We start from the raw sequence: 21,937 nt of genomic DNA, 5'->3' as shown, positions 1-21,937 counted from the left end.
GAAGCCGTCATCCAGCGAACAATTCAAACTGGCGATCATTTGGTCGCTTGTTGCATGACCATCAGCGCGGCGGCGAGCATACTCTTCCTCGAAACGATCCCGCTCAAAAAACCAGATGGCCACTTCGCCCTGAACCGCGGCGCCTTCACCGGACACTTGTTCTGACGCACCAAACGGGCGACGTTTCCAAACCGATCTCGCGCTGGAGGGAACGGGACCGGGACCAAACCTCTTCCTCTTCGGAGGGCACTTACTTGGAGACATGCACTATGCTGGACTGGGTCTCTCTCAGCTCGATCAGCTCGCGCAGTAGCGGATTGGGAAACCTTCGTTCCATTGTGACGGCGTAAAATGTCTCTGCGATTCCCGGAAGGCTGTCGGCCTCCACCAGCAGACCGCTGTCCAACTCATCCTTGACAACGATCGGCGGCAGCACGGCAAGCCCGATACCTTCTCGAGCCAAGAGACGCATCATCGCCATGTCGTCGACTTCTGCGGCGATCTGCGGACGCACTCCCATTCGGTCGACCAAGGCATTGAAGCCGGTACGGACGCTGCTTTCAAGCGTTGGGAGAATGATGGGTCGGGAAGCGAGTAGATCGGCGAGCGTACCAGCATTTGTCAGGAGATCTCGAACGCCGACCAAGCTGACGCGCTGTTCCACCAGGCGGTGCGACACAAAAGACGTTGCGGCATCGCGTGCGGCAGGCTGATTGAGCAGTACCACGTCAAGGCTGAGCGCTTCAAGCGCATGGAGAAGCTCCGCCGGGCTGCCGGAGCGCAGGATCACCTCGACGTCCGTGCGCCCCAGGACCGGGCGGAGAAACCCGATCTGGAAGTTCCTCGACAGCGTCGCGAGCGCCCCTATTCGCAGGGCCTGCCGGAGTCGGCCCGTCTCCCTCAGGGTTCCGATCAACTCATCACCGGTTGCGAAGATCGCATCGGCGTAGTCGAGGGCAATGCGCCCGGCTTCGGTCAGGTGGAGTTGCCGTCCGCGGCGCTCGAAAAGCGAGTGGCCGAGCCGCTCCTCGAGCTTGCGGATCTGCACGGATAGCGCGGACTGTGACAGGTTCAGCCGCTCGGCGGTGCGGGTGAGGTTCCCGTCGTGAGCCACTGCCCAGAAGTACCTGAGGTGGTTGTAGTTCAGCGTGACCATTTCGTTCGCTTTAACAGAACGAAAACGCATAAACAATGAATTTTTCTGGAGGCCAGGAGCACGGTATGTAGCACACCCAACCACGCCATGCCTCGGAAGGAGCCAGAGTTGCCCGAATATCTAGTGCCCTTGTTAGCCCCTGGCCTGCTGCTGATGGCTGCCGCTGCGGCTTTCATCCAAACTGGGAAACGGTCGCGCTTTGCCTCCAGGTTTGCCGAACTGTCGGCGCTGGCCTCGTTCGGAGTCGCGTTTTTCTCCGCGGCACTCTTGGTTGCCAACGGGCCAGGCGGCGCCATGATTGGCATCGGCGAGGTCAGCATTTGGGTACGCCTCGATGCCGTCAGCGCGGTAATGTTGCTGCTCGTCTCCTTTGTCGGATGGGTCGCACTGCGCTACTCCACAAGCTACATGGACGGCGAGGCGCGACACGGCGCCTTCACGGGCTGGCTTTGCGCAACCCTCGCTTCCGTCCTGTTCCTCGTACAGGCGGGCGGTCTCGTACAGCTCGTTGCCGCTTGGATCGCGACAAGCCTGTTCCTGCATAAACTTCTGCTCTTCTACCCCGAGCGCGTCCAGGCGCGGCGGGCGGCACGCAAGCGCTTCGTGATCGCCCGGATCGGTGACGTCGCCCTGATTGCCGCCGCGATCCTGCTGGCGGCAGGGTTCGGGACCACGGATATCGTGGCGATCCTCGACGCCGCCCGCGCCGGGGAGGCCCCGGTAAGCGCGCTCTGGGCGACCGGCCCGATCGCCCTCGCCGCACTGCTGATCTCGGCGCAGTTCCCGATCAATGGCTGGCTAACCGAGGTGATGGAGACGCCGACGCCGGTCTCGGCGCTGCTGCACGCCGGGGTCATCAACGCCGGCGGCTTCCTACTGATCCGTTTCGCCGATCTCATGCTGCTCGTGCCTAGCGTGCTCGCGGTGCTGGTGATGGTGGGCGGCTTCACGGCGCTCATCGGCGGCCTGGTGATGCTAACCCAGCCGGCAGTCAAGACCTCGCTCGCTTGGTCCACGGTTGCGCAGATGGGCTTCATGATCCTGCAATGCGGGCTCGCGCTGTTCCCGCTGGCGCTCCTGCACATAGTCGCCCACTCGCTCTACAAGGCGCACGCTTTCCTCGACTCGGGCGGCGCTGTCGAGCGTGTGGCGGCAACCCGGCGACCCGGCCCGGTGGCGATTCCGAACGCCAAGGCGGTCGGCCGCGCCTTTGTGCTCGCGCTCGTGATCTACGCTGTGATCGGTGCCGTCTTCGGGATCGCGGAGAAGTCGCCCCAGGCAATCGCGCTCGGCGCCATCCTGATCCTCGGCGTGGCCTACCTGCTCGCGCAGGGACTGGCTGACGCCGCACCCAGGGCCCTCACCCGGCGCACCGCCCTCTATTCGGCGGCGGCCGCAGCCGGATACTTCGGGCTCCAGACGGGAGCGCAGTGGCTGATGTCGGGCACCTTGCCGCCCACGCCGGCGCCTGGGCCGCTCGAGTGGGCGCTGATCGTGCTCGCCGTGATCAGCTTCGGAATCGTGGCGGTGGCGCAGGCCATGTTCCCGCTCTGGGCCTATCACCCGGCGGCGGCGGGTCTGCGCGTGCACCTCTCGAATGGGCTTTATGCCAACGCGGTGTTCGACCGCATACTCGGCGGCTGGTCCTTCGCACGCGCCGTATGACGAAGTTATGGAGAATCTGCTGATGAATATGCAATCCCGGCCGGTCCCGCTCTGTCGCGACAAGCTGTCCAATGCTGTCGATGCCGCGGCGCGGGCGATCCCGCCGGTCTGGCCACTGAGCTCGAGCGTCGCGGTCAACCCGTTCCTCGGGCAGGCGCACCGCAGCCTGGCCGAGGCCGGCGCCCGGCTCGGGCGCGTTGCCGGGGCGGCCGTCACGATGCCGCGCACCTGGTATCGGGAACGCATCGAGGTGGGCACAATCACGGATGAAGACCTCGCCGCCGCGTTTGCGGTGGCGCCACCGAATTGTCGCCCCTCGGATTTGGCTGCGCTGAAGGTGGCTGCCGAGACACCTGCGTCGACTCCACAAGCGATCCCTACTGTGGCCGATCTAGCGGCGCGCGCCTCGGGAATCGACTGGCCGGGCCTGATTGCCGAGCGGTTCGGGACATGGGCCGCGGGCTATTTCGATGAGGGCCAAGCCCTGTGGGCTGCGCCTCGCGGCAAGGGCGCGTATCCCGCTTGGCGTGCTGTTGCGAGCCGGGACTTGACGCCCGAGATCGTCGGGCTCACGGGTTTCGCGAGCCATGTCGTGAACGCGCCAGAGCGCGCCGAGGAGGTGCTTGTCCGGGCCGTCGAGCGTCTCGGCCTCGAGCATGAGGCGCTCGAGACGTATTTTCACCGGCTGCTCATGACCCTTGGAGGATGGTCGCAATACGCCCGCTACCAGTTGTGGCAGGCGGAGCTCCGCGGCGAGTCCGACACAACCCTCAGGGACTTGCTCGCCATTCGCCTGATCTGGGAGGACGCCTTGTTCGCCCGCTACGCGCAGGAGATCGTGGGCGATTGGGAGAGCGCGCGGGCCGACTACGCTGCGCCGGATACACCGACACCCGAGCTAGCGGTCGACGCGATCCTGCAGGAGGCCGCGGAGCGCGCGGACCAGCGAGCGCTTTCCGCAGTGCTTGGCGATCCAGCGCCCACGGCGACAGACTTGCGTCCGGCGCTCCAAGCGTTCTTCTGCATCGACGTGCGCTCGGAGCGTTTCCGCCGGGCGCTCGAGGCGGTGGATCCGGCAATCCGCACGTCAGGCTTTGCCGGCTTCTTCGGGATCGCGACGGAGCATCGGCAGTTCGCGTCCGACGTGCGCGAGCACCGGCTGCCGGTTCTGCTCAACGCAGCCGTCACGAGCGTCTCGGGCGGTCCCGAGCTCGCGAAAGCCGATCTAGCGATGCGGTTCAGCAAGCGCGCGAAGAGGGCCTGGGGCCGCTTCAAGCTCGCCGCCGTCTCCTCGTTTGCCTTCGTCGAGGCGACGGGGCCGATCTACATCCTGAAGCTACTGCGCGACGCCCTCGGGTTCGAATCGGCTCCGCGGCCGGATGATCCTGCGCCACGGCTCGACCCGGCCCTTGACATCGAGGCCCGCGCCGAGGCGGCGGACAAGGTCCTACGGGCGATGTCGCTGACCCGGGACTTCGCGCGCCTCGTCCTCCTCACCGGCCATGGCGCCAACGTTGTGAACAACCCGCACGCCAGCGCGCTGCACTGCGGGGCCTGCGGCGGCTATTCCGGCGAAGTGAATGCCCGGCTGCTCGCAGCGCTCCTGAACGATGCGGAGGTGCGACGCCAGCTTGTGGAGAGGGGCATCAACATCCCCCGAGACACGCTGTTCGTCGGCGCGCTACACGACACGACCACCGATGCCGTCGTCCTCTACGAGCAGGATCATCCTTCGGCGGCTCATGAGGGGGATCTCGAGCGGGCATGCGCCTGGCTCGCCGCGGCGGGAAAGGTCACGCGGACCGAAAGGGCGCTGCGCCTGCCGCGGGCGAAGCGCGAGGCAGAAGTCCCGCACCGCAGTCGCAACTGGGCCGAGGTGCGCCCCGAATGGGCACTCGCCGGCTGCCGCGCCTTCATCGCCGCGCCGCGGGCCCGCACTGCGGGCAAGAACCTTGAGGGCCGGGCCTTCCTCCACGACTACGACTGGAAGAGGGACGATGGGTTCGGCGTGCTCGAGCTGATCATGACGGCACCCGTGGTGGTAGCGAGCTGGATCAGCCTGCAATACTACGGTTCGACCGTGGCGCCAGAGGTGTTCGGCGCGGGCAACAAGCTCCTGCACAATGTCACCGGCGGCATCGGCGTCGTCGAGGGCAATGGCGGTCTGCTGCGGCCGGGCCTGCCCTGGCAATCGGTGCACGATGGAGAGAGGCTGGTCCACGATCCGTTACGCCTGTCCGTCTGCATCGAGGCGCCGCAGGAAGCGATGACAGGTATCCTGAAGCGGCACGATGAGGTCCGCGCCCTGTTCGACAATCGCTGGCTGCATCTCTTCGCTCTTGATGAGGCAGGCCGCGTGGCTTGGCGCTACGCCGGCGATCTCGAATGGGAGGCTATGCAGGCCGGTTGCGACCCGCAACTGCGCCTCGAAGCAGTGGGCTGAACTCATGGCAGGGGTGGCCGCTGCTCTCAAGTCGGAGGCTTGCGCAACGCCTTGCAGGAAATCTAACTAGATTTACTCAGGAGGAAGTCATGAGCAATGTAAAGTCCAAGGCAGCGAAAAAGACGGAAGGCAGTATCGTCCCCATCACCGTCGCCTCTAGCGACGGCATCGGCCCGGAGATCATGGACGCCAGCCTGAAAGTGCTGCAGGCCGCCGGCGCTCGATTGGCCGTCGAGACGATTGACATCGCTGAGAAGCTTTATCTGGCTGGCAACACAGCGGGGGTTACCGGCGACGCCTGGAATAGCCTGCGCCGGACGAAGGTGTTTTACAAAGCGCCTATTGCTACGCCACAGGGCGGAGGCGTGAAGGTCTGGCCGGAGGGTTTGCCCGAGACGTTCTGCACCGACCCCTGGCGCTGCCTGTTTATGATGAAGCCGGGCCGGCAGTTCAATAAGGCCTTGATCGTGGATCTGCTGCGCAACTTGGCCCACGCTGGGGTTGATTCCGTGAAGACGGAGCAACTCTTCACCTTCGACGGTGAGGCGGCATTCTCCTTGGGTCAGGGCCAATGATGAGCCTTTCTCATCTCACGGCTTTAGAGCGCGAAGCGTTCCATATTGTCAGGGGCGGTTTGGCTGACGGCCCTTGGTTCCGCCGTTTGATCGCGAAGCGGCTTTTTACATATCGAGGTGTGGCATGAGCATGTTTGCAGTTGTTCACCGCCCTGCGGACTTGGCTCGCGCATGTGAGGACATCTCCGCATTTCTGGCGTTTCACCACAGAAAGCGAGCAGCCTCGCGCGCCGAGCCTTTGATCGGAATCTGGCTTGACCCTGGCATGGCAGCAGAGATGGTCGCCGAGTTGAACGAAAAAGCTCCGAAGACGGCTGCCGGGTTTGGCAAGGTCCGCGAGTCCGTCAGTCTCGGTGGTGTCTGGACGCTATGCTGGTTGGATTCCGAGCGGGTGGTGCGTCTCCCGCTCCTGGAAACGCTACTGGAGCAGTCGATAGCCGACGCTGAGAACGCGGCACGGCGACGATTCATCCCTGTATTCCTCGACGACCTGCCCGTATCTGAAGTACAATCCGAAATGCACGAACTGCGGCGGCATCGCCCGTCGTGCGTAATGCCTTCGCTCTGGCAGGAAGGGGAGACGGGAAGGATTTCCTTGCCGTCGGACTACCTGGAGACAGCAACTCACCCGCGTAAGTGAGCGTGCGGCGCGGAATGTTGCTGCCATGGCACTCGACGGGGTAGCCAGCATGATGCTGGTGCGTCGCCGCTCTGCTGCGGCGGGAGTGGCCGCGGCGCACGATGCGAGCGTCGCGGTCGAAAACCGAAGGTGTACCAATCCTACCGAAAAAGCGCACGCCGCGCATGAGCCCATGGGGCTCACGTTCGCGCTGGCGATTACGCCGGGCGGCCCCGCTCAAGATGAGGCGAAGTCTCTGTCGTCGATGACCAGATCCTTCTTCGCTGCTTCGCTGATCGCCACCACAGCCGGGTGGGTCAGCTTGCGTTCAATCGATATGGCATAATACATTGCGGCGACGCCGTCGGCACAATCGATGATCTCGGTATTGTACTGGCCTCTGATCTCTTCGGCCAGCACCGCCGGTGCTGGGAAAACGCCTGTGCCCGCCTTGCCGAAGGCCTTCATCAGCGCGGTGTCGTCGAACTCGCCTACGATGCGTGGTTCGATCTGATGTTTGCTGAACCAACGCGTGAGCGCCTCCCGCACGGTCGCACCTTCGCTTGGGATCAGCATGGGGGCACCGTCCAGGGATTGGGGGAAGTTCTCCCGACAGCGCCTGGCAAGCCCAGGTACGGCATAGAAGGCAATAGGTGTGCGTCCGAGAGCATGGCTGTAGCCTTTCACGCCTAGCTCGGAGGGCAGCGGTCGGTCGGCAAGCACAAGATCCACCTTGTGAATAGCGAGTTCGGCGAACAGCCGTTCCAGCTTGTCCTCCCGGCAGATCAGCCGCACGCTCTCGGTACCATCCAGAGCCGGAGCAAGCAGGCGGTATGCGATCGACTTCGGAACGAAGTCCGCCACCCCTACGCGAAACAACATGGCGCCGCGGCCCGGGCGGTTGCGCACGGTTTCTTCCAGCTCTCTTCCGATCTGAAAGATCTCATCGGCGTAGGACAGGGTCAGCTGCCCTGTCGCGGTCAGCTCCAACCGTCGTCCGACGCGGCGGAACAGCTCTGTTCCGAGTGCTTCCTCCAGTGTGCCGATCTGGGCGCTGATCGTCTGTGGCGCGAGGCGCAGCTGTTCGGCGGCGCGCGCGATGCTGCCTGTTTTTGCAACCTTCCAGAAATAATGCAACTGCTTGTAATTCAACACAGGGGACCGTCCTGTTCGCAGATTTTTTCGAATAAATCCTGCCGGATAATCTGCTTTTTTCGAGGCTAGATCAAGCTTACGTTCCGCACCGCCTCAAGATTCGAGAGGTCACGCCGGCGGAACTGCAGACACCACCGCAGGTGCGCCTTAGGCGCGGAAAGGAGACGAAATTACTCCGGTAAATGAGATAAACCTCACTCGACCCGATGACTGGCACGTACACCTCCGCGACAGCGATATGCTGCGCATGGCGTTGCCGTGGACGGCGCGCACATTTGCGCGCGCCATCGTCATGCCCAACCTCGATTCCCCGGTGAGGACGGCGAGCCAGGCTGCGGCATATCGCGATCGGATCCGCAGAGCAACGCCTCCGGGCTGGACGTTCGCGCCACTGATGACATGCTTTCTCACCGATGAGACCGATCCCGCAGACGTTGCCCAGGGTTTCGCCGAGGGGGTGTTCACCGCGGTCAAAATGTACCCGGCGCGCAGCACGACGAACTCCGCCGCTGGGGTAACGGACGTCGGTCGGGTCTACCCGGTCTTGGAGAGGATGCAGGCCCTAGGCATTCCGCTCCTGGTCCATGGCGAGGTAGTTGGCAGTGAAGTTGACGTCTTCGACAGGGAGAAGGCGTTCATAGACAGCGTGCTAACCCGGCTCCGGTCCGACTTCCCTGCGCTGCGGATCGTTTTCGAGCACATCACGACCGCCGAAGCCGTGGATTACGTGCAGGATGCCGAGGGTCCCATCGGCGCCACCATTACGGTTCATCATCTCATGATCAATCGCAATGCGATGTTCGCAGGCGGCATCCGGCCGCACATGTACTGTTTGCCGGTAGCCAAGCGGGAGCGCCACCGTCTGGCCTTGCGGGCAGCGGCGACCTCCGGCAATCCCCGGTTCTTCCTCGGCACGGATTCGGCGCCTCACCTGGTCCGGGACAAGGAATCGGCCTGCGGCTGCGCCGGCATCTCTACAGCCCCGGTTGCGCTCGAATTGTACGCTCAGGTTTTCGAGGAAGAAGCGGTGCTGAATCGGCTTGAGGCGTTCGCGTCTCTCAACGGTGCACGATTTTACGGTCTGCCGCCCAACTCCGGCACGGTCACACTCGCTCAGTCGCCGTGGCATCCCCCCGAAACCCTGCCGGTTGGAGATAAGGACCAGGTGCGGGTGTTCTGCCCGGACGGGGTGGTTCGTTGGCGCCTCCTTGCGCCGCCGGACTGAAAGAAACCGTTCCCTGCTCACGAACCGAGGCCGACCCATGACACATCGCTTCGACAAATCCAAGCTGCCGAGCCGCCACACAACCGTTGGTCCCGAGCGGGCGCCGCATCGTTCGTTCCTCTACGCCATGGGGCTGACCGAAAAGGAGATCGCACAACCCTTTGTCGGCGTCGCCACCTGCTGGAACGAGGCGGCGCCGTGCAACATTGCGCTCAGCCGCCAGGCGCAGGCAGCCAAGCTAGGCGTCAAGGCGGCCGGCGGCACGCCGCGCGAATTCACCACCATCACCGTGACCGACGGCATCGCCATGGGCCACCAGGGCATGAAGTCGTCGCTGGTGAGCCGGGACGTGATCGCCGATTCGATCGAGCTCACCATGCGCGGCCATTGCTACGACGCGCTGGTTGGGCTTGCCGGCTGCGACAAATCGCTGCCCGGCATGATGATGGCGATGGTGCGCCTCAACGTGCCGAGCGTGTTCTTGTACGGCGGAACGATCCTGCCGGGGCGGTTTCGCGGCAAGGACGTCACCGTGCAGGACGTCTACGAGGCGGTGGGCGGCTATCAGGCTGGCCAGGTTTCCGCCGACGAGCTGCACGCGCTGGAATGCGTCGCTTGCCCGTCCGCCGGCTCCTGCGGCGGCCAGTTCACAGCCAATACGATGGCTTGCGTCTCCGAGGCGCTTGGGCTTGCGCTGCCGGGGTCGGCCGGCACGCCGGCGCCTTACGAGAGTCGCGACTCTTTCGCTCAAGCGTCCGGCAAAGCCGTGATGAACCTGCTGGCGCGCGATCTCAGGCCGCGCGACATAGTTACCCGCAAGGCATTGGAGAACGCCGCCACCGTGGTGGCCGCCTCAGGGGGGTCGACCAACGCGGCGCTGCACTTGCCGGCAATCGCCCACGAGGCGGGTATCGACTTCGATCTGCATGCGGTCGCCGAGATCTTCAAGCGCACGCCCTATATCGCCGACCTCAAACCCGGCGGGCGCTACCTTGCCAAGGATCTGTTCGAGATCGGCGGCGTGCCGGTGCTCCTGAAGGTGCTGCTTGACGGCGGCTACCTGCACGGCGACTGCATTACGGTAACTGGCCGCACGCTTAGTGAGAACCTGGCCGATGCGGTCTTCCCGACCGACCAGGACATCGTGCGCCCGATCTCCGACCCGATTACGCCCACCGGCGGCGTAATCGGATTGCGCGGCACGCTCGCGCCCGAGGGCGCGATCGTCAAGGTGGCTGGTTTGGCGAACCGCAAGTTCCGCGGACCGGCGCGGTGTTTCGACTCCGAGGAGGCAGCCTTCGATGCGGTGCAGAAGCGGGGGTACAAGCCGGGGGAGGTCATCGTCATCCGCTACGAAGGGCCGAAGGGCGGCCCCGGCATGCGTGAGATGCTGGCGACCACGGCAGCCGTTTACGGCCAGGGAATGGGCGACAAGGTGGCGCTCGTCACCGACGGGCGCTTCTCCGGCGCCACGCGCGGCTTCTGCATTGGGCATGTCGATCCGGAAGCGGCCGTTGGCGGCCCGATCGCATTGCTGAAGGACGGTGACATCATCGCCATCGATGCCGAGGTGGGTACGCTCGATGTGGAGCTCTCGGCCGAAGAGCTGGAGGTTCGGCGCAAGAAGTGGCGACCGCGTCACCACAACTTTCAATCGGGGGCACTATGGAAATTTGCGCAGACCGTGGGGCCCGCCTCGAAAGGCGCGGTCACCCACCCTGGGTCCGCCGCGGAGACGCACTGCTATGCCGACATTTGAATGCCGGGCGAAGCTGAATGCCCGCGGTTATTCGCGGCTTGCGCGCTCCGTCTCGTATCGACCTGACCGCGCGCGACGTCTCTGCAAGGGGCACTTGGAAGCTCAAGAAGCCGCCATCTCCTCTGCCGCCGCACAAGTTGAGAGTTGGAGGACCATGCTGATATGACAGTCGAAGCTCCCAGCCGACTTGATGCACGATTCTCGCACATTCGTCGGCTCGAAGCCGAGTCCGTCGCCATTATCCGCGAGGTTGCCGCCTGTTTTCGACGACCAGTCGTGCTGTACTCGATCGGCAAGGACAGTTCGCTCCTGCTGCATCTGGCGCAAAAGGCATTCGCCCCGGCACCGCTGCCCTTCCCGGTGCTGCATGTCGATACCGGATGGAAGTTCCGGGAAATGATCGCCCACCGCGACAGCACCGCCGCTCGCCTTGGGTTCGAACTCCTGATTCACACGAATGAGGAAGCAGCGCAGGCCGGCATCACGCCGTTCACCGCCTCTTCGGCGGTCTACAACCATGCGACCAAGACCGAGGGCCTGAAGCAGGCGATGCGCCGCTGGGGCTTTGATGCTGCGATCGGCGGTGCCCGACGCGACGAGGAGAAGTCGCGCGCCAAGGAACGTATCTTCTCACACCGCAATCCGGCCCAGCGCTGGGAGCCCAAGGCCCAGCGGCCGGAGTTCTGGCATGCTTGGAACACCCATCTTGCTCCCGGCGAATCGATGCGCGTGTTTCCGCTGTCCAATTGGACCGAGCGTGACGTCTGGACCTATATCTGGATCGAAGGCATTCCCCTCGTCCCCCTTTACTTCGCGAAGCTCCGGCCCGTCGTCCGCCGCCAGGACACCTGGATCATGGTGGACGACGGCCGCATGCCTCTTGAGCCCGGCGAACAGCCTGAATTGCGATCCGTCCGCTTCCGCTCGATCGGCTGCTATCCCTATACCGGGGCAATTGAAAGCACCGCCGCCACGCTCGCCGAGATCCTGCTTGAGATGCGCTCAACCCGTGCGAGCGAACGCCAGGGACGCTTGATCGACCACGACCAGCCCGGATCGATGGAGCGCAAGAAACAGGAAGGATATTTCTGATGCGCGACACGCCTCGTCAGATGCCGGAAGAGGAAAGCCCGGACGCCATCATCGCCCGCGTCATCGCCGCCGAGCAAGCCAAGTCGCAGCTTCGCCTGTTGACGTGCGGCAGCGTCGATGATGGCAAATCCACGCTGCTCGGGCGAATCCTCTACGATGCCGACTGCGTCTACGAGGACCAGCTTGCGCGCCTGTTCAATGACAGCAAAGGCCGTGTGCCGGTGGGCGATCTCGACTTCGCGCTGCTGCTCGACGGGCTCATGTCCGAGCGCGAACAGGGCATCACCATCGACGTCGCCTGGCGCTTCTTTGAGACCGACAAGCGCAAGTTTGTCGTCGCGGACTGCCCGGGCCACGAGCAATATACGCGCAACATGGCTACCGGCGCATCGCAGGCGGATACTGCCCTGCTGCTGATCGACGCGCGTAAGGGCGTCCTCACCCAGACGCGACGTCATGCTCATATCCTCGCCTTGATGGGCATCCGCAACGTCGCCGTGGCGGTGAACAAGATGGATCTGGTTGGCTTCGACCGCACTGCGTTCGACCGGCACGCGGCCGAGATTGCCGAGCTCGCGGCAGCGCTCGGCTTAACCGACGCGGTTGCCGTCCCGGTCTCGGCGCTCAAGGGCGACAATGTGCTGACCGGCTCGGCCGCGATGCCCTGGTTCGACGGCCCTACGATCATTGAATGGCTCGAGTCGGTCGACGTCGACGATGCGTTGGAGATCGGACCGTTCCGCATGCCGGTGCAGTGGGTCAGTCGCGCCGGCCAGGATTTTCGCGGCTACTCCGGACGGATCGTCGGCGGCCGGCTGCGGCCGGGAGACGCGTTGATGGTGGCGCGCTCCGATGCGCGTGCCGTCGTCACGCGCATCATCCAGGAATGTGACCCCGGTCAGGCCGTCGCCGGGCAGTCGGTCACGCTGGTGCTCGACCGCGAAGTGGACGTAAGCCGTGGCGACGTGCTGGCTGCGGCCGACGGGCCGCCCGCTATCGCGGATCAATTTCAGGCGCATCTGCTGTGGTTGGGCGAGGTGCCGATGATCCCTGGCCGCCAGTACCAGATGCGGCTCGGCACAGACGAAGTGCCGGCGAGCATCACGGCGCTGAAGCATCGGATCGACATCGACACGCGTGCGCATCTGGCTGCCCGTCAGCTCGCAATGAACGAACTCGCGGTCGTGAACCTCGCCGCCGATCGCCCAGTGGCCTTCGACCCTTATGCCGAAAGCCGCGACATGGGCGGCTTCGTGCTGGTCGACCGCTTCACCCATGCCACGGTGGGTGCCGGGATGATCGACTTCGCGCTGCGGCGTGCGGGCAATATCCCTTGGCAACCCTTCGATACCGCTCCCGATGCGCGTGCCGCGGCGAAGGGGCAGCGCCCGGCGATCCTGTGGTTCACCGGACTGTCGGGGGCTGGCAAGTCTACGATTGCGAACATCATCGACCGCAAGCTGATGGCCGCCGGCTTCCATCCATCTGTGCTGGACGGCGACAATGTCCGCCACGGGCTCAATCGCGATCTGGGCTTCACCGAGGCGGATCGGGTCGAGAACATCCGCCGCATGGCCGAGGTGGCGAAGTTAATGGCCGATGCCGGGCTTGTTGTGCTGGTCTGCGCGATTTCACCCTATGCGCGCGACCGGGCGCTCGCGCGTGAGATCGCCGGCAGCCATCCATTCTATGAGATATTTGTCGACGCGCCGCTGACGGTGGTGGAAGCGCGCGATCCTAAGGGACTTTATGCGAAGGCCTGGGCTGGAAAAACCACCCACGTCCCCGGCATCGATGCGCCTTACGAGGCGCCTGAGGCGCCGGAACTGCGCCTCGCTTCTCACGACGTGCCAGCCGAGGCCCTGGCGGATCGCGTCCTCCGTCTTCTGGAGCTCGGCCGCACTCTCAAGGTGTCCGACAACTAACGCGCTTCCGAGAATGTCCCAATCCGCCGTACCCATCCACGAACCGACGTAGAGTCACGCCCCATGCCGATCTCCGATCTCCGAAATGCCCCAGGCCACTCGCTTCTCAATCCTGTCGATGGCGACGCTTTCCGGCTGGCCGGCGAACGGGCAGTGATCGCCACCATGCATGGCAAGGAACGCGTGATCGCCCCTTTGCTTGCCGAGGCGCTTGGGCTCGATTGCGTTGTGCCACAGGCCTTCGATACCGACCGATTCGGGACCTTCACCCGAGAGATTGAGCGGACCGGCACGCAGCTCGACGCTGCGCGCGCCAAGATCGCCGCGGCCTTCGAGCTTGAACCGCATGCCAGTGTGGCTGTCGCAAGCGAGGGCAGCTTCGGGCCACACCCATGGATTCCGTTCGCCCCGCTCGGGCGCGAGCTCGTGCTGCTTGTCGACCGGCCGACGGGGCTCGAGATTACGGGCCACGATGCAACCATCGAGACTCACTTCGCCCACCGCATCGTCGACGGCCCTGTTGCAGCCTTGGCGTTCGCCGAACTCATGCGCTTTCCCGAGCAGGGTCTGATCGTGATGGGCTGCCGCGGCCATCAACCAGCACCGGACATTGCGCTGTGCAAGGGCATTGTCGCTGCAGACGTTCTCGACCGCGCCGTCCGCGACGTCGTAGCGCTCTGCGGCGCAGCCTTCATCGAAACCGACATGCGTGCCCATCTCAATCCAACCAGGATGGAGGCCATTGAGCGCGCCACCCGCGATCTCGTTCGCCGCTTTAAAAGCCGTTGCCCTGCTTGTGCCTATCCCGGATATGACGTCACCGAGCGTATCCCCGGCCTGCCGTGCGAATGGTGTGGCGAACCGACCCAGGTTATCAAGGCGGAGGTCTCGAGCTGCGCGGCATGCGGGCACCGCATCGAGCGCTCCGTGGGAGATCATCCCACAGCAGATCCCGGGCAGTGCAACGGATGCAATCCCTAATCTGATGGACCTCTAAAGGAATCTGGGTCTCTCTCATGTGTACGCACGTTTGCTGTACAACGCCTATCAGCGAATGTCAGGACGATGCATAGGCCATGCTCCGTCGCGCATCGACTTTCACGCTGGCTCGGCAGCGTGCAGCGCAATCCGGTGCATGCCCTCGGCGTCACTAGCTTCGGCCAGAGCGGCGATCTGACTGATCTCTATCGCGAATTACGGATCTGCTGCGGAGGCCGTGGTCAGCTGCGTGCGAGGCGTGGGACAGCGGTACTCCGGGCTCTCGGCGAGAGTTGGTCATGTGTCTGGTGGCGCCGTCCGGATACGGAAGCATATCCTGAGTTTCGGGCGCCGGCAGGCGTCGTCTAATCGCACCCAATAATGCAAGCCCTTTTTGCCGCATGAAGTGTCGTATGCCGGGAGCACGGTCGTCTTCGCAGTCGATATGATGTCGCTGCATGATGGGTCTCCACGGAACGGCCCTTCCACTGTACGAAGCGCACGCGCCAAGATAGCTTAACGGTGCAACGCCTGTTCTCGGAATGGGCCAGCTCACGTCCCGGCAGGGACGTCTCGGCGCAATCGAACTGTAAGTATTTATGCTGTAGCCGTCGTCCGACTGAACAGTTCGCCTGATTTCAACATGGCATGCATGATGACCGCCAGCTTCCGAGCGACGGCGACAGCGGCTCGCTTGAAACCGAGTTTCTCACGAAGTTTGAGCCCCCAGGTTCGCAACTCGCTTTCCGCATGAGTGCGCGTCAAGATCACGGTCGCGGCCTCATACAGAAGAGCTCGCAGATTGGCGTCACCACGTCTTGAGATATGTCCGTCATAGTCGACCTCGCCAGATTGATATCGCCGCGTGGTCAAACCAATCCACGCGCCTACGGATCGTGACTTGGCGAAGTTGGAAGGATCTTCAATCGCCGTGGTAAAGGTGGTTGCGGTCACCACGCCGATGCCGGGTACACGTCGAACGCGTTCGCCATCCCGGGCCGCCGCGCGCTCTACTTCCCACTCGCGGGCGTCGTGCCGCGCTTCGTCTATATCAAATACGCGCTCTCTGGTGCTGGTGGTGATCGGCTTCAAGATGATCGCCAACTACTTCTACGGCGGGAAATTCGTGCTCACGGAGCTCGCCTTGGTGATCACCGTGGTGCTGATAGAAAGCTCCATCCTGCTGTCGCTGTGGCGAACTCGCGGAATGACTCTCGAGCCGCAGACGCTGCCGACGGGCTGAGTGCCCGGCAGCCCCGCGGAGCGAGCGGCCGAGAAGCTCGCCAGGACGGAGTAGCCGATTTGCGCGCTGTGGACGGGCCAGCTTCCCTGGCGCGGGCATTCTGGGAAATTGCTCTGCTCTAAGGCACCCCGGCCAGCCTACTGGCCGCCGGTAGCGCGCTAGTAGGGCTTGTCGCCGCCGGGTTCATCCCGGTGGCCCCTGCGCTCGCCGTCCTTTTCCTTCCGCTGCCCTATCTCATAGTTGCGGTTGGAGGCCTCCGTCGCAGCGCAAGCCACCTATGCCGGCCTGCCGCTATGGGCGCGGCTGACGGAAGTTGCCGTGGTGCTTTGGGCGTTATTCATGGTGGTCCTCTGACCGTGGATATGCCCGGTCAGAAGCGCTCTGCCCGGAGCACCTGCGTATCGGATACGCTCACAACCCCGATATGCTGCTCGACTACGGCAAAGGCGGCTTCGAGCAGGCGGTCCAACCGCTCGGGGCGGATCAGGCAGATGACGGCGACCATGCCACCGGCCCGCCCTACTTGTCCTTCACGATTCCATTGGCCCGAGCGCCCCGAACCGCCGCTCACTGGAAGCACGGTATAGCCGGTCACCCCGGCGTCGTTCAACGCGTTGGTAAGCTGCCGCTCCATCACCGCTTCGATGATGATCTCCACCCGCTTGGCCTCGTGCATCTTCATCGTCTTCAGCTCCCGGCCACGGCGGTAGCCAGCATCATATAGAGTGGAATACCGATCGTCAGGTTGAACGGAAAGGTCACCCCCAGTGACAGGGTCAGCGACAGGGCGGGATTGGCTTTCGGCAGCGCCACCCGCATGGCCGCAGGCACGGCGATGTAGGAGGCCGAAGCTCCCAGCACCATCAGGAGCACCACGCCGCCGAGGGACAGCCCCAGAGCCAGTCCGGCTGCAAGGCCGAGTGCTGCGCCCACAAGCGGCATCAGGATGCCGAAGGCGACCACGCCGGGCGACAGCACGCCGCGGCTGCCGCGCAGGCCCCTGCCGGCCACTAGCCCCATATCGAGCAGGAACAGGCACAGTACGCCCTTGAATGGCTCGACTATGAAGCTCTCGATCTCCGCCAGTCCCTTCTCTCCTGTGATCCAGCCGATGGCAAAAGCGCCAAGAAGAAGGACAATCGAGCCATTGAGCAGGATTTCGCGCCAGAGTTCAGTGCCCACCCGCTCGCTCCCGCCGCCACGCCGCATTGCAAGCCAAAGGGCCGACAGGATCGCCGGCGCTTCCATAGCCGCCGCCACCGCAACCATGAAGCCCTCGGCCGGGATACCGCGCCCGCTCAGAAGCGTACTTGCTGCGACGAACGTCACGATGGAGATCGATCCGTAATGCCCAGCCACCGCCGCCGCATCGACCACGGACACTCTTGCGAGGGCGCGCAACAGGGCAAAGGCGACAAATGGCAAGAGCAGCGAAAGCGCCACACCTGAAACCAGGGCTGCGACTAGTCGCGCATCCACGCCGTGGGCTGCAACGCCCGCCCCACCTTTGAAACCAATTGCGAACAGGAGATAAAGGGACAGCCCTTTGGCAATCGCTTCTGGAAAGCTCAGATCGGAGCGGACCAGAGCCGCCGCGAGTCCGAGCACGAAACTGAGAATGATCGGCGAGACCAGGTTCGCTCCCGCCAATGCTAGGATGTTGTCCAATGAGCTGCCCCTTAAGAACTTGGATGCGCTAAACTGGCCAGCCGGACGCGCGAAAAGCGCGAGGAATATGCCCGTATAGAAGCCGCGCCTGATGGAGGGCTGATGACGCCATGAAAGCTGGTGCTGTCGTTGCGACATGGTCGATGGACATTAGGCGCGGGAAATGTTGCTAGAGTTGATGCGGCTATATCCTTCCTATCGCAGGCCAGCCAGGCAAGCTGAAAACTCGACTGCCTGACTTGGCGACGTCGCCGCGCGAGTTCGATCATGTTGCCGGCCGCACGTATGACCGGTCCCATGTCGTTGATCCTGATGTCGTCCGCCTGGGGCAGATCGAGTTCTGTCTGTTGCGTTGGAATCTCCAGCTCCAACGCCTGCATAATCTGGCAATATTCGACCCAGCGAACGTGTTGCTCATATGCATTGCACATCCGGCAAGGATAGCGTGAACTTCAAGATCTTTCGAGGGGCGGGGCGTCTTCCTCCGGAACCAGACTGTCGGCGAAGCTGAAGCCCCGCGTCGCGGGTCTTCACCCTCCGGGCGTCCATTCCTGACGCGGGCAGTGAGGCTCGTGCAAGTTGGGGGAGTGCTTCTGAGATGCTGAGGGCGATTTTGGCATGGGTGGAGAGACGGCGTGTGATCCGTCGTCAATGGCGGGAGGACGCCCGGCACCTCGTCCGCCTTCACGGCCCGACTGCCTACTATGAGGCACAACGGCTTGCAGCACGATCCCGCGCGATCGACGACGGCCGGTTCCTCCATTGGGCAAAGGTAGCTGCCGAGGTGGCGCGGATCGAACCGTCCGCCGAGATGGATATCGACGTCGTCCGGTCGATTGTCGATCGCGAACTTCGTCATCGAGGCCCTCAATCGGATCCTAAGCGGTGACACGAACGGGTAGGTCGCCGCGACGATCATGAAGGGACCATAAGTCCAGTCTCTCCAACAGCTCTCTGCTACCGGGAAGGATGCGACTGGATGCGGATCCATCCACGCGCAGGCCCGCCCCCGCTTGCTGTGCTGGCTTCCTGGTCCAGGTCCGTCCTCCTCCAATCAACCCACAAGGGGTCCGCTACGCGAGCGTGCGGCCGCTGCGGCTTCGCCTTCGCGGTGATTGCGGCCGGGCCCCGGACCCGACGGGCGCCAGAGCGGGGATCGGCCCCGCCCATGGACGGAGCCCTTCAAATGTCGCACGATCTTTCCCTCGCACAGAGCCATGCCTGGAACCTCGCCCGCACCCTGATGGTGCCGGTCATTCTCTTCAAGGTCGACGACGAATACGGCGTCGTGCCTGCCGACGAACTCGACGACGCCGAAATCGAGCGGCTCTTCGAGTACGATCCCTATCAGGGCGGTCGGCCGGCCCACTGAGCGGCCTTCCACACGCGCCACGCGCCCGTCAAGGCCGGGTTGCGCGCCGCACGGTCCTTTCCTTGGCGGTGGGTGGACGCCCATGAGCGCTCATCGGGACGAGGTTTTGCCGCTTGCGCCGGGAAGCCCGCAAGGGAGGCTACGCTGCCCCGGCAAGCCGGTGCGCCCGTGGCAAGCTTCCGGCTTCGCGGCCGACCTCGAGGCCTGCCGGAAAGGCAGAAAAAAACAGATCTGGACAAGGAAAGGGCCGGACGCCCCGCGGTGCCGGCGTGATCGACCATGGAGCAACATGAAATCGAGACATTGCGAGCCAAGGTGCCCTGCGCGGCCGTGCTCGAGCGCGAGGGCTGGAAGGTAGACGTCAAGGAGAGCACCGCGCGCGCCGTGAAGTACCGACGCGGGAAAGGCGAGATCATCATCGTCATCCATGCCGGCAGGGGCTGGTTCGACCCACTCTCGGATGCCAAGGGCGACGTCTTCACCCTCGCCGGTCACCTGGCCGGTATCGGCTTCCCGGCGGCCGTCGAGCAGGTTCGCGGTCTCGTCGGCTATGTTCCGGTACCGCCGTCCTGGAACCGCCCGAAGCGCGCAAGCACCCCACTTTCGAGCACGGAGCGATGGCGGCGCCGACGACCTCCGGCCAGCGGATCTCGCGCCTGGCGGTATCTGGCGGATGAGCGTGCGATCCCCATATCCATTCTGCACGCCGCTATCGCTCAAGACCTGCTGCGCGAGGGTCCGAGCGGCAGCATCTGGACGGCGCATGTCGACCGGGCCGGCCAGCTGAGCGGATGGGAAGAACGCGGCCCGCGGTGGCGCGGCTTCTCTACCGGCGGAGCCAAGGAATTGTTCCGCCTCGGCAACGAAGCGGCGCTTCGGTTCTGCGTCACCGAGGCGGCGATCGACGCCATGAGCCTTGCCGCGCTCGAGGGCATGCGCACCGACACCCTTTACGTCAGCACCGGGGGCGGGTGGTCGCCCGCCAGCGATGCCGCGATCCGGGCGATAGCCGCGGGTCCCGACATATTGATCGCCGCGGCCACAGACAATGATCGACAGGGCGAGATCTATGCCGGTCGTTTGCAGGGAATCGTGAGTGAGATCGGGTGCCGGTACGAGCGGCTGAGGCCATTCACAGAGGATTGGAACAGCGATCTCAAAAGGACCGGCGAAGGGAAACCCGAGAATGGAAGGGGAAAGGAGAACGGAATCGCTGCCGCATGCCCGGCCGTCGCGTCAAGGGAAGCTGCGCCCGGCTAGCGCCGGCCCTTGACCCGCCGGACCGGAGAGGCGGCCGCGCGAAGGGGTGATGAGAAGGCATGAAGGTGATGGTTCGGTCGGGTGGACAGGATCGCGCTTGATGCCGACGGACGACAGGAGCCGCCATGATCACCCAATCCTCCTTCCGCAAGGTCTTCGAGGGCGTCGCGACGCGTGCCCAGATGTTCCAGATGTTCGACCGCCACGGCCACGCACCGATGAGCAAGGCACGCCTCACCGGCCGGCTCTATGATGGAGAGTGGTTCGAGATCGGCCGGGCCGAGCACGACTACATGTTCGAGCTCCTGCCGCCGCTCTGGATGCGCGGCGACATGTTCGCGCTCAGCGAATTCATGACCGGCTCGATCACCAGCGTCTTCTTCGCCCTCTCGATCGATGGGCGGCCCCGCTACTTCCACGCCTATTGCGATATGTCGTCTAGGGGTTCGGCCGAGCGCATGCGCGAAGCGATCGTCGAGCGCGAATCCCGCCCTGTGCGTGCCATGACGCGCGCTGAACGCCTCGACCACATCTGGAGCACGACCCATGCCGACTATCGTGGCTATGCGGGTGAGCGCTGGCCACAGTGTGACCGGGGCGCTCGCACCATCACCGTTTACGGTGGCGCTGAGGGCACGGTGCTGAAGCTGCTCGACGACCTCACCGATGCCGAGATCAGCGCCAAGCTGCCGGTCCATCTTCGCTGCCTGCCCGTCGCGATTGCAGCCTGATCGGAGGCTGTCATGTTCACATTCCCTATTCTCGGCGTTCGCAAGGTGATCGAGCGCGGCATAGCCGATGCCGCCGCCAATGGCGGATTTCGCAATCCCTACTACGGCACCAAGCCCGGCAAGGATGAAAAGCCGGGACTCTGGCTGGTCGGTGACCAGGGGGTCTATCTCCTCTCCAACGGCAAGCTCGCTGAGGGTGAGCGCCCCTTGGTGGTCTATTCGGATGAATGCCACCCGGTCGGCAATCCCGACTGGTGGCACTACAAGCGCCGCCATTTCGGCGGTGACGACGGCATCGAGTTCCTCGCCGCCGAAACACTGATCCCGCTGTTCGATCGCAACACACGCTGCACGCATCTACGCGTGCAACTGACCGAGACAGACGTCTCGCTGTCGCTGATCGCCCGCTAGCCCATCCCACCAGCCCGTCAGCGTTTCGCGCGGCCGCAAACGCGGATCGCGTGATCGCGCTCGCCATAACACCTGGAGATTATCCCATGTCCCATGACGACCCCTTCACGCTCGACCTGTTCGGCGATACGGCACTTTTCTCAGGTCTCGGCCTTGGCCTGACCGCCTTTTCCGACAGTCCGGCGGACGATCCGGACGATGACGACCCGGCCCCGCATTCTCCCGCGCCTGCCGTGCCCGCCACGGCGGATGGTCAACTATTGCGTCGGGCACCACCGAAGGGCGAGAACTTCCATCTCGCTGGCATGCGCGGCCTCGCCAGGTCCTGGCGGGAGCGCGCACGCGACAACGTAGCGGCGATCCGGCTCGCCGCCTCGATCGTCGATGAACAGCGCCCGGCGTCGGTCGACGAGCAGGCCGCACTGATCCGGTTCACCGGCTTCGGCGCGTCGGAGCTTGCCAACGGCGTGTTTCGTCGCCCGGGCGAGGACGGCTTTCGCAAGGGCTGGGAAGAGATCGGCGCGGAGCTGGAAAGCACGGTCGATGCCGGCGACTACGCCTCGCTTTCGCGCTGCACCCAGTATGCGCACTTCACCCCCGAATACATCATCCGGGCGATCTGGGCGGGGGTCCAGCGGGAGGGCGTGGCGTGGTCGCGCT

The 21,937-nt window shown here is 64.2% G+C and carries 18 protein-coding genes and 2 pseudogenes; 15 read left to right on the top strand and 5 right to left on the bottom strand.

The window, feature by feature from the left end; genetic code table 11:
• Nucleotides 1-250 precede the first annotated feature (250 nt).
• Nucleotides 251-1,156 (bottom strand): LysR family transcriptional regulator, encoded by a 906-nt coding sequence (locus VE25_RS19085; protein ID WP_046110259.1) that lies wholly within the window; start codon nucleotides 1,154-1,156, stop codon nucleotides 251-253.
• A gap of 153 nt (nucleotides 1,157-1,309) precedes the next feature.
• Here VE25_RS19085 and VE25_RS19080 point away from each other — a divergent pair, with 153 nt between their 5' ends.
• From VE25_RS19080 to VE25_RS19065, 4 genes are all read left to right on the top strand, one after another.
• The gene (locus VE25_RS19080) at nucleotides 1,310-2,821 is read left to right on the top strand and encodes a proton-conducting transporter transmembrane domain-containing protein (protein ID WP_439328919.1); all 1,512 of its coding nucleotides are present in this window, start codon (nucleotides 1,310-1,312) and stop codon (nucleotides 2,819-2,821) included.
• Nucleotides 2,822-2,843: 22 nt separating this feature from the next.
• The gene (locus tag VE25_RS19075) at nucleotides 2,844-5,264 is read left to right on the top strand and encodes a YbcC family protein (RefSeq protein ID WP_046110316.1); all 2,421 of its coding nucleotides are present in this window, start codon (nucleotides 2,844-2,846) and stop codon (nucleotides 5,262-5,264) included.
• A gap of 89 nt (nucleotides 5,265-5,353) precedes the next feature.
• Entirely contained in the window at nucleotides 5,354-5,839 is a 486-nt protein-coding gene (locus VE25_RS22810; RefSeq protein WP_046110257.1) for an isocitrate/isopropylmalate family dehydrogenase, read from the top strand.
• Between the two features lie 124 nt (nucleotides 5,840-5,963).
• Nucleotides 5,964-6,479: a hypothetical protein gene (locus VE25_RS19065; RefSeq protein ID WP_046110256.1), complete on the top strand. Its 516-nt coding sequence runs from the start codon at nucleotides 5,964-5,966 to the stop codon at nucleotides 6,477-6,479.
• A 216-nt stretch (nucleotides 6,480-6,695) separates the two neighbouring features.
• On the opposite strand, the gene nhaR is transcribed toward VE25_RS19065, so the two are convergent.
• Nucleotides 6,696-7,610: a transcriptional activator NhaR gene (nhaR, locus tag VE25_RS19060; RefSeq protein WP_210166890.1), complete on the bottom strand. Its 915-nt coding sequence runs from the start codon at nucleotides 7,608-7,610 to the stop codon at nucleotides 6,696-6,698.
• A gap of 172 nt (nucleotides 7,611-7,782) precedes the next feature.
• Between nhaR and pyrC the strand changes: the two genes are divergently transcribed.
• The 5 genes from pyrC (at nucleotide 7,783) to VE25_RS22505 (ending at nucleotide 14,595) form a co-directional block, all read left to right on the top strand.
• On the top strand, nucleotides 7,783-8,838 hold the full coding sequence (pyrC, locus tag VE25_RS19055) for a dihydroorotase (protein WP_046110254.1): 1,056 nt from the start codon (nucleotides 7,783-7,785) through the stop codon (nucleotides 8,836-8,838).
• Nucleotides 8,839-8,875: 37 nt separating this feature from the next.
• On the top strand, nucleotides 8,876-10,597 hold the full coding sequence (ilvD, locus tag VE25_RS19050) for a dihydroxy-acid dehydratase (RefSeq protein ID WP_046110253.1): 1,722 nt from the start codon (nucleotides 8,876-8,878) through the stop codon (nucleotides 10,595-10,597).
• 162 nt (nucleotides 10,598-10,759) lie between these two features.
• Nucleotides 10,760-11,689: a sulfate adenylyltransferase subunit CysD gene (cysD, locus tag VE25_RS19045; RefSeq protein WP_046110252.1), complete on the top strand. Its 930-nt coding sequence runs from the start codon at nucleotides 10,760-10,762 to the stop codon at nucleotides 11,687-11,689.
• Nucleotides 11,689-13,614, top strand: a complete 1,926-nt coding sequence (gene cysC, locus VE25_RS19040) for an adenylyl-sulfate kinase (protein WP_083989060.1) — start codon at nucleotides 11,689-11,691, stop codon at nucleotides 13,612-13,614. The genes cysD and cysC overlap by 1 nt, the downstream gene beginning before the upstream one ends.
• A gap of 63 nt (nucleotides 13,615-13,677) precedes the next feature.
• Entirely contained in the window at nucleotides 13,678-14,595 is a 918-nt protein-coding gene (locus VE25_RS22505) for a DUF6671 family protein (protein WP_244466981.1), read from the top strand.
• 594 nt (nucleotides 14,596-15,189) lie between these two features.
• Here VE25_RS22505 and VE25_RS22500 read toward each other — a convergent pair.
• Nucleotides 15,190-15,579 (bottom strand): annotated as a pseudogene (locus VE25_RS22500) (transposase); the annotation flags it as partial.
• A gap of 91 nt (nucleotides 15,580-15,670) precedes the next feature.
• Here VE25_RS22500 and VE25_RS23040 point away from each other — a divergent pair.
• Nucleotides 15,671-15,835 (top strand): hypothetical protein, encoded by a 165-nt coding sequence (locus VE25_RS23040; RefSeq protein ID WP_160300005.1) that lies wholly within the window; start codon nucleotides 15,671-15,673, stop codon nucleotides 15,833-15,835.
• Between the two features lie 370 nt (nucleotides 15,836-16,205).
• Here VE25_RS23040 and VE25_RS19030 read toward each other — a convergent pair whose 3' ends face one another.
• Nucleotides 16,206-16,517 carry a P-II family nitrogen regulator gene (locus VE25_RS19030; protein WP_046110250.1) on the bottom strand — a complete coding sequence of 104 codons (312 nt, stop codon included), beginning with the start codon at nucleotides 16,515-16,517 and terminating at the stop codon, nucleotides 16,206-16,208.
• A gap of 5 nt (nucleotides 16,518-16,522) precedes the next feature.
• Nucleotides 16,523-17,503, bottom strand: coding sequence for a sodium-dependent bicarbonate transport family permease (locus VE25_RS19025; protein WP_046110314.1), 981 nt, complete (start codon nucleotides 17,501-17,503; stop codon nucleotides 16,523-16,525).
• 1,186 nt (nucleotides 17,504-18,689) lie between these two features.
• Here VE25_RS19025 and VE25_RS19015 point away from each other — a divergent pair.
• The 5 genes and pseudogenes from VE25_RS19015 to VE25_RS18995 form a co-directional block, all read left to right on the top strand.
• Nucleotides 18,690-18,875, top strand: coding sequence for a hypothetical protein (locus VE25_RS19015; protein WP_046110248.1), 186 nt, complete (start codon nucleotides 18,690-18,692; stop codon nucleotides 18,873-18,875).
• A 279-nt stretch (nucleotides 18,876-19,154) separates the two neighbouring features.
• Nucleotides 19,155-20,135, top strand: coding sequence for a DUF3991 and toprim domain-containing protein (locus tag VE25_RS19010; protein ID WP_083989059.1), 981 nt, complete (start codon nucleotides 19,155-19,157; stop codon nucleotides 20,133-20,135).
• A gap of 128 nt (nucleotides 20,136-20,263) precedes the next feature.
• Nucleotides 20,264-20,866 (top strand): DUF1419 domain-containing protein, encoded by a 603-nt coding sequence (locus VE25_RS19005; RefSeq protein WP_046110312.1) that lies wholly within the window; start codon nucleotides 20,264-20,266, stop codon nucleotides 20,864-20,866.
• Nucleotides 20,867-20,878: 12 nt separating this feature from the next.
• Complete coding sequence (locus VE25_RS19000) at nucleotides 20,879-21,277, top strand: DUF3085 domain-containing protein (RefSeq protein WP_046110247.1); 399 nt, start codon at nucleotides 20,879-20,881, stop codon at nucleotides 21,275-21,277.
• Between the two features lie 86 nt (nucleotides 21,278-21,363).
• Nucleotides 21,364-21,937: pseudogene (locus tag VE25_RS18995) on the top strand (class I SAM-dependent methyltransferase); the annotation flags it as partial.

This window comes from Devosia geojensis (genome assembly GCF_000969415.1).
Classification (GTDB): Bacteria; Pseudomonadota; Alphaproteobacteria; order Rhizobiales; family Devosiaceae; genus Devosia; species Devosia geojensis.
The sequence above is the reverse complement of the archived record's forward strand: the minus strand, read 5'-3'. Positions and strand labels throughout refer to the sequence as shown.

Coding starts and splice junctions, on each gene's coding strand:
- VE25_RS19085 (WP_046110259.1), bottom strand. CDS start 1,156: ATGGTCACGCTGAACTACAACCACCTCAGGTACTTCTGGGCAGTGGCT.
- VE25_RS19080 (WP_439328919.1), top strand. CDS start 1,310: ATGGCTGCCGCTGCGGCTTTCATCCAAACTGGGAAACGGTCGCGCTTT.
- VE25_RS19075 (WP_046110316.1), top strand. CDS start 2,844: ATGAATATGCAATCCCGGCCGGTCCCGCTCTGTCGCGACAAGCTGTCC.
- VE25_RS22810 (WP_046110257.1), top strand. CDS start 5,354: ATGAGCAATGTAAAGTCCAAGGCAGCGAAAAAGACGGAAGGCAGTATC.
- VE25_RS19065 (WP_046110256.1), top strand. CDS start 5,964: ATGAGCATGTTTGCAGTTGTTCACCGCCCTGCGGACTTGGCTCGCGCA.
- ilvD (WP_046110253.1), top strand. CDS start 8,876: ATGACACATCGCTTCGACAAATCCAAGCTGCCGAGCCGCCACACAACC.
- cysD (WP_046110252.1), top strand. CDS start 10,760: ATGACAGTCGAAGCTCCCAGCCGACTTGATGCACGATTCTCGCACATT.
- cysC (WP_083989060.1), top strand. CDS start 11,689: ATGCGCGACACGCCTCGTCAGATGCCGGAAGAGGAAAGCCCGGACGCC.
- VE25_RS22505 (WP_244466981.1), top strand. CDS start 13,678: ATGCCGATCTCCGATCTCCGAAATGCCCCAGGCCACTCGCTTCTCAAT.
- VE25_RS19030 (WP_046110250.1), bottom strand. CDS start 16,517: ATGAAGATGCACGAGGCCAAGCGGGTGGAGATCATCATCGAAGCGGTG.
- VE25_RS19015 (WP_046110248.1), top strand. CDS start 18,690: ATGTCGCACGATCTTTCCCTCGCACAGAGCCATGCCTGGAACCTCGCC.
- VE25_RS19010 (WP_083989059.1), top strand. CDS start 19,155: ATGGAGCAACATGAAATCGAGACATTGCGAGCCAAGGTGCCCTGCGCG.
- VE25_RS19000 (WP_046110247.1), top strand. CDS start 20,879: ATGTTCACATTCCCTATTCTCGGCGTTCGCAAGGTGATCGAGCGCGGC.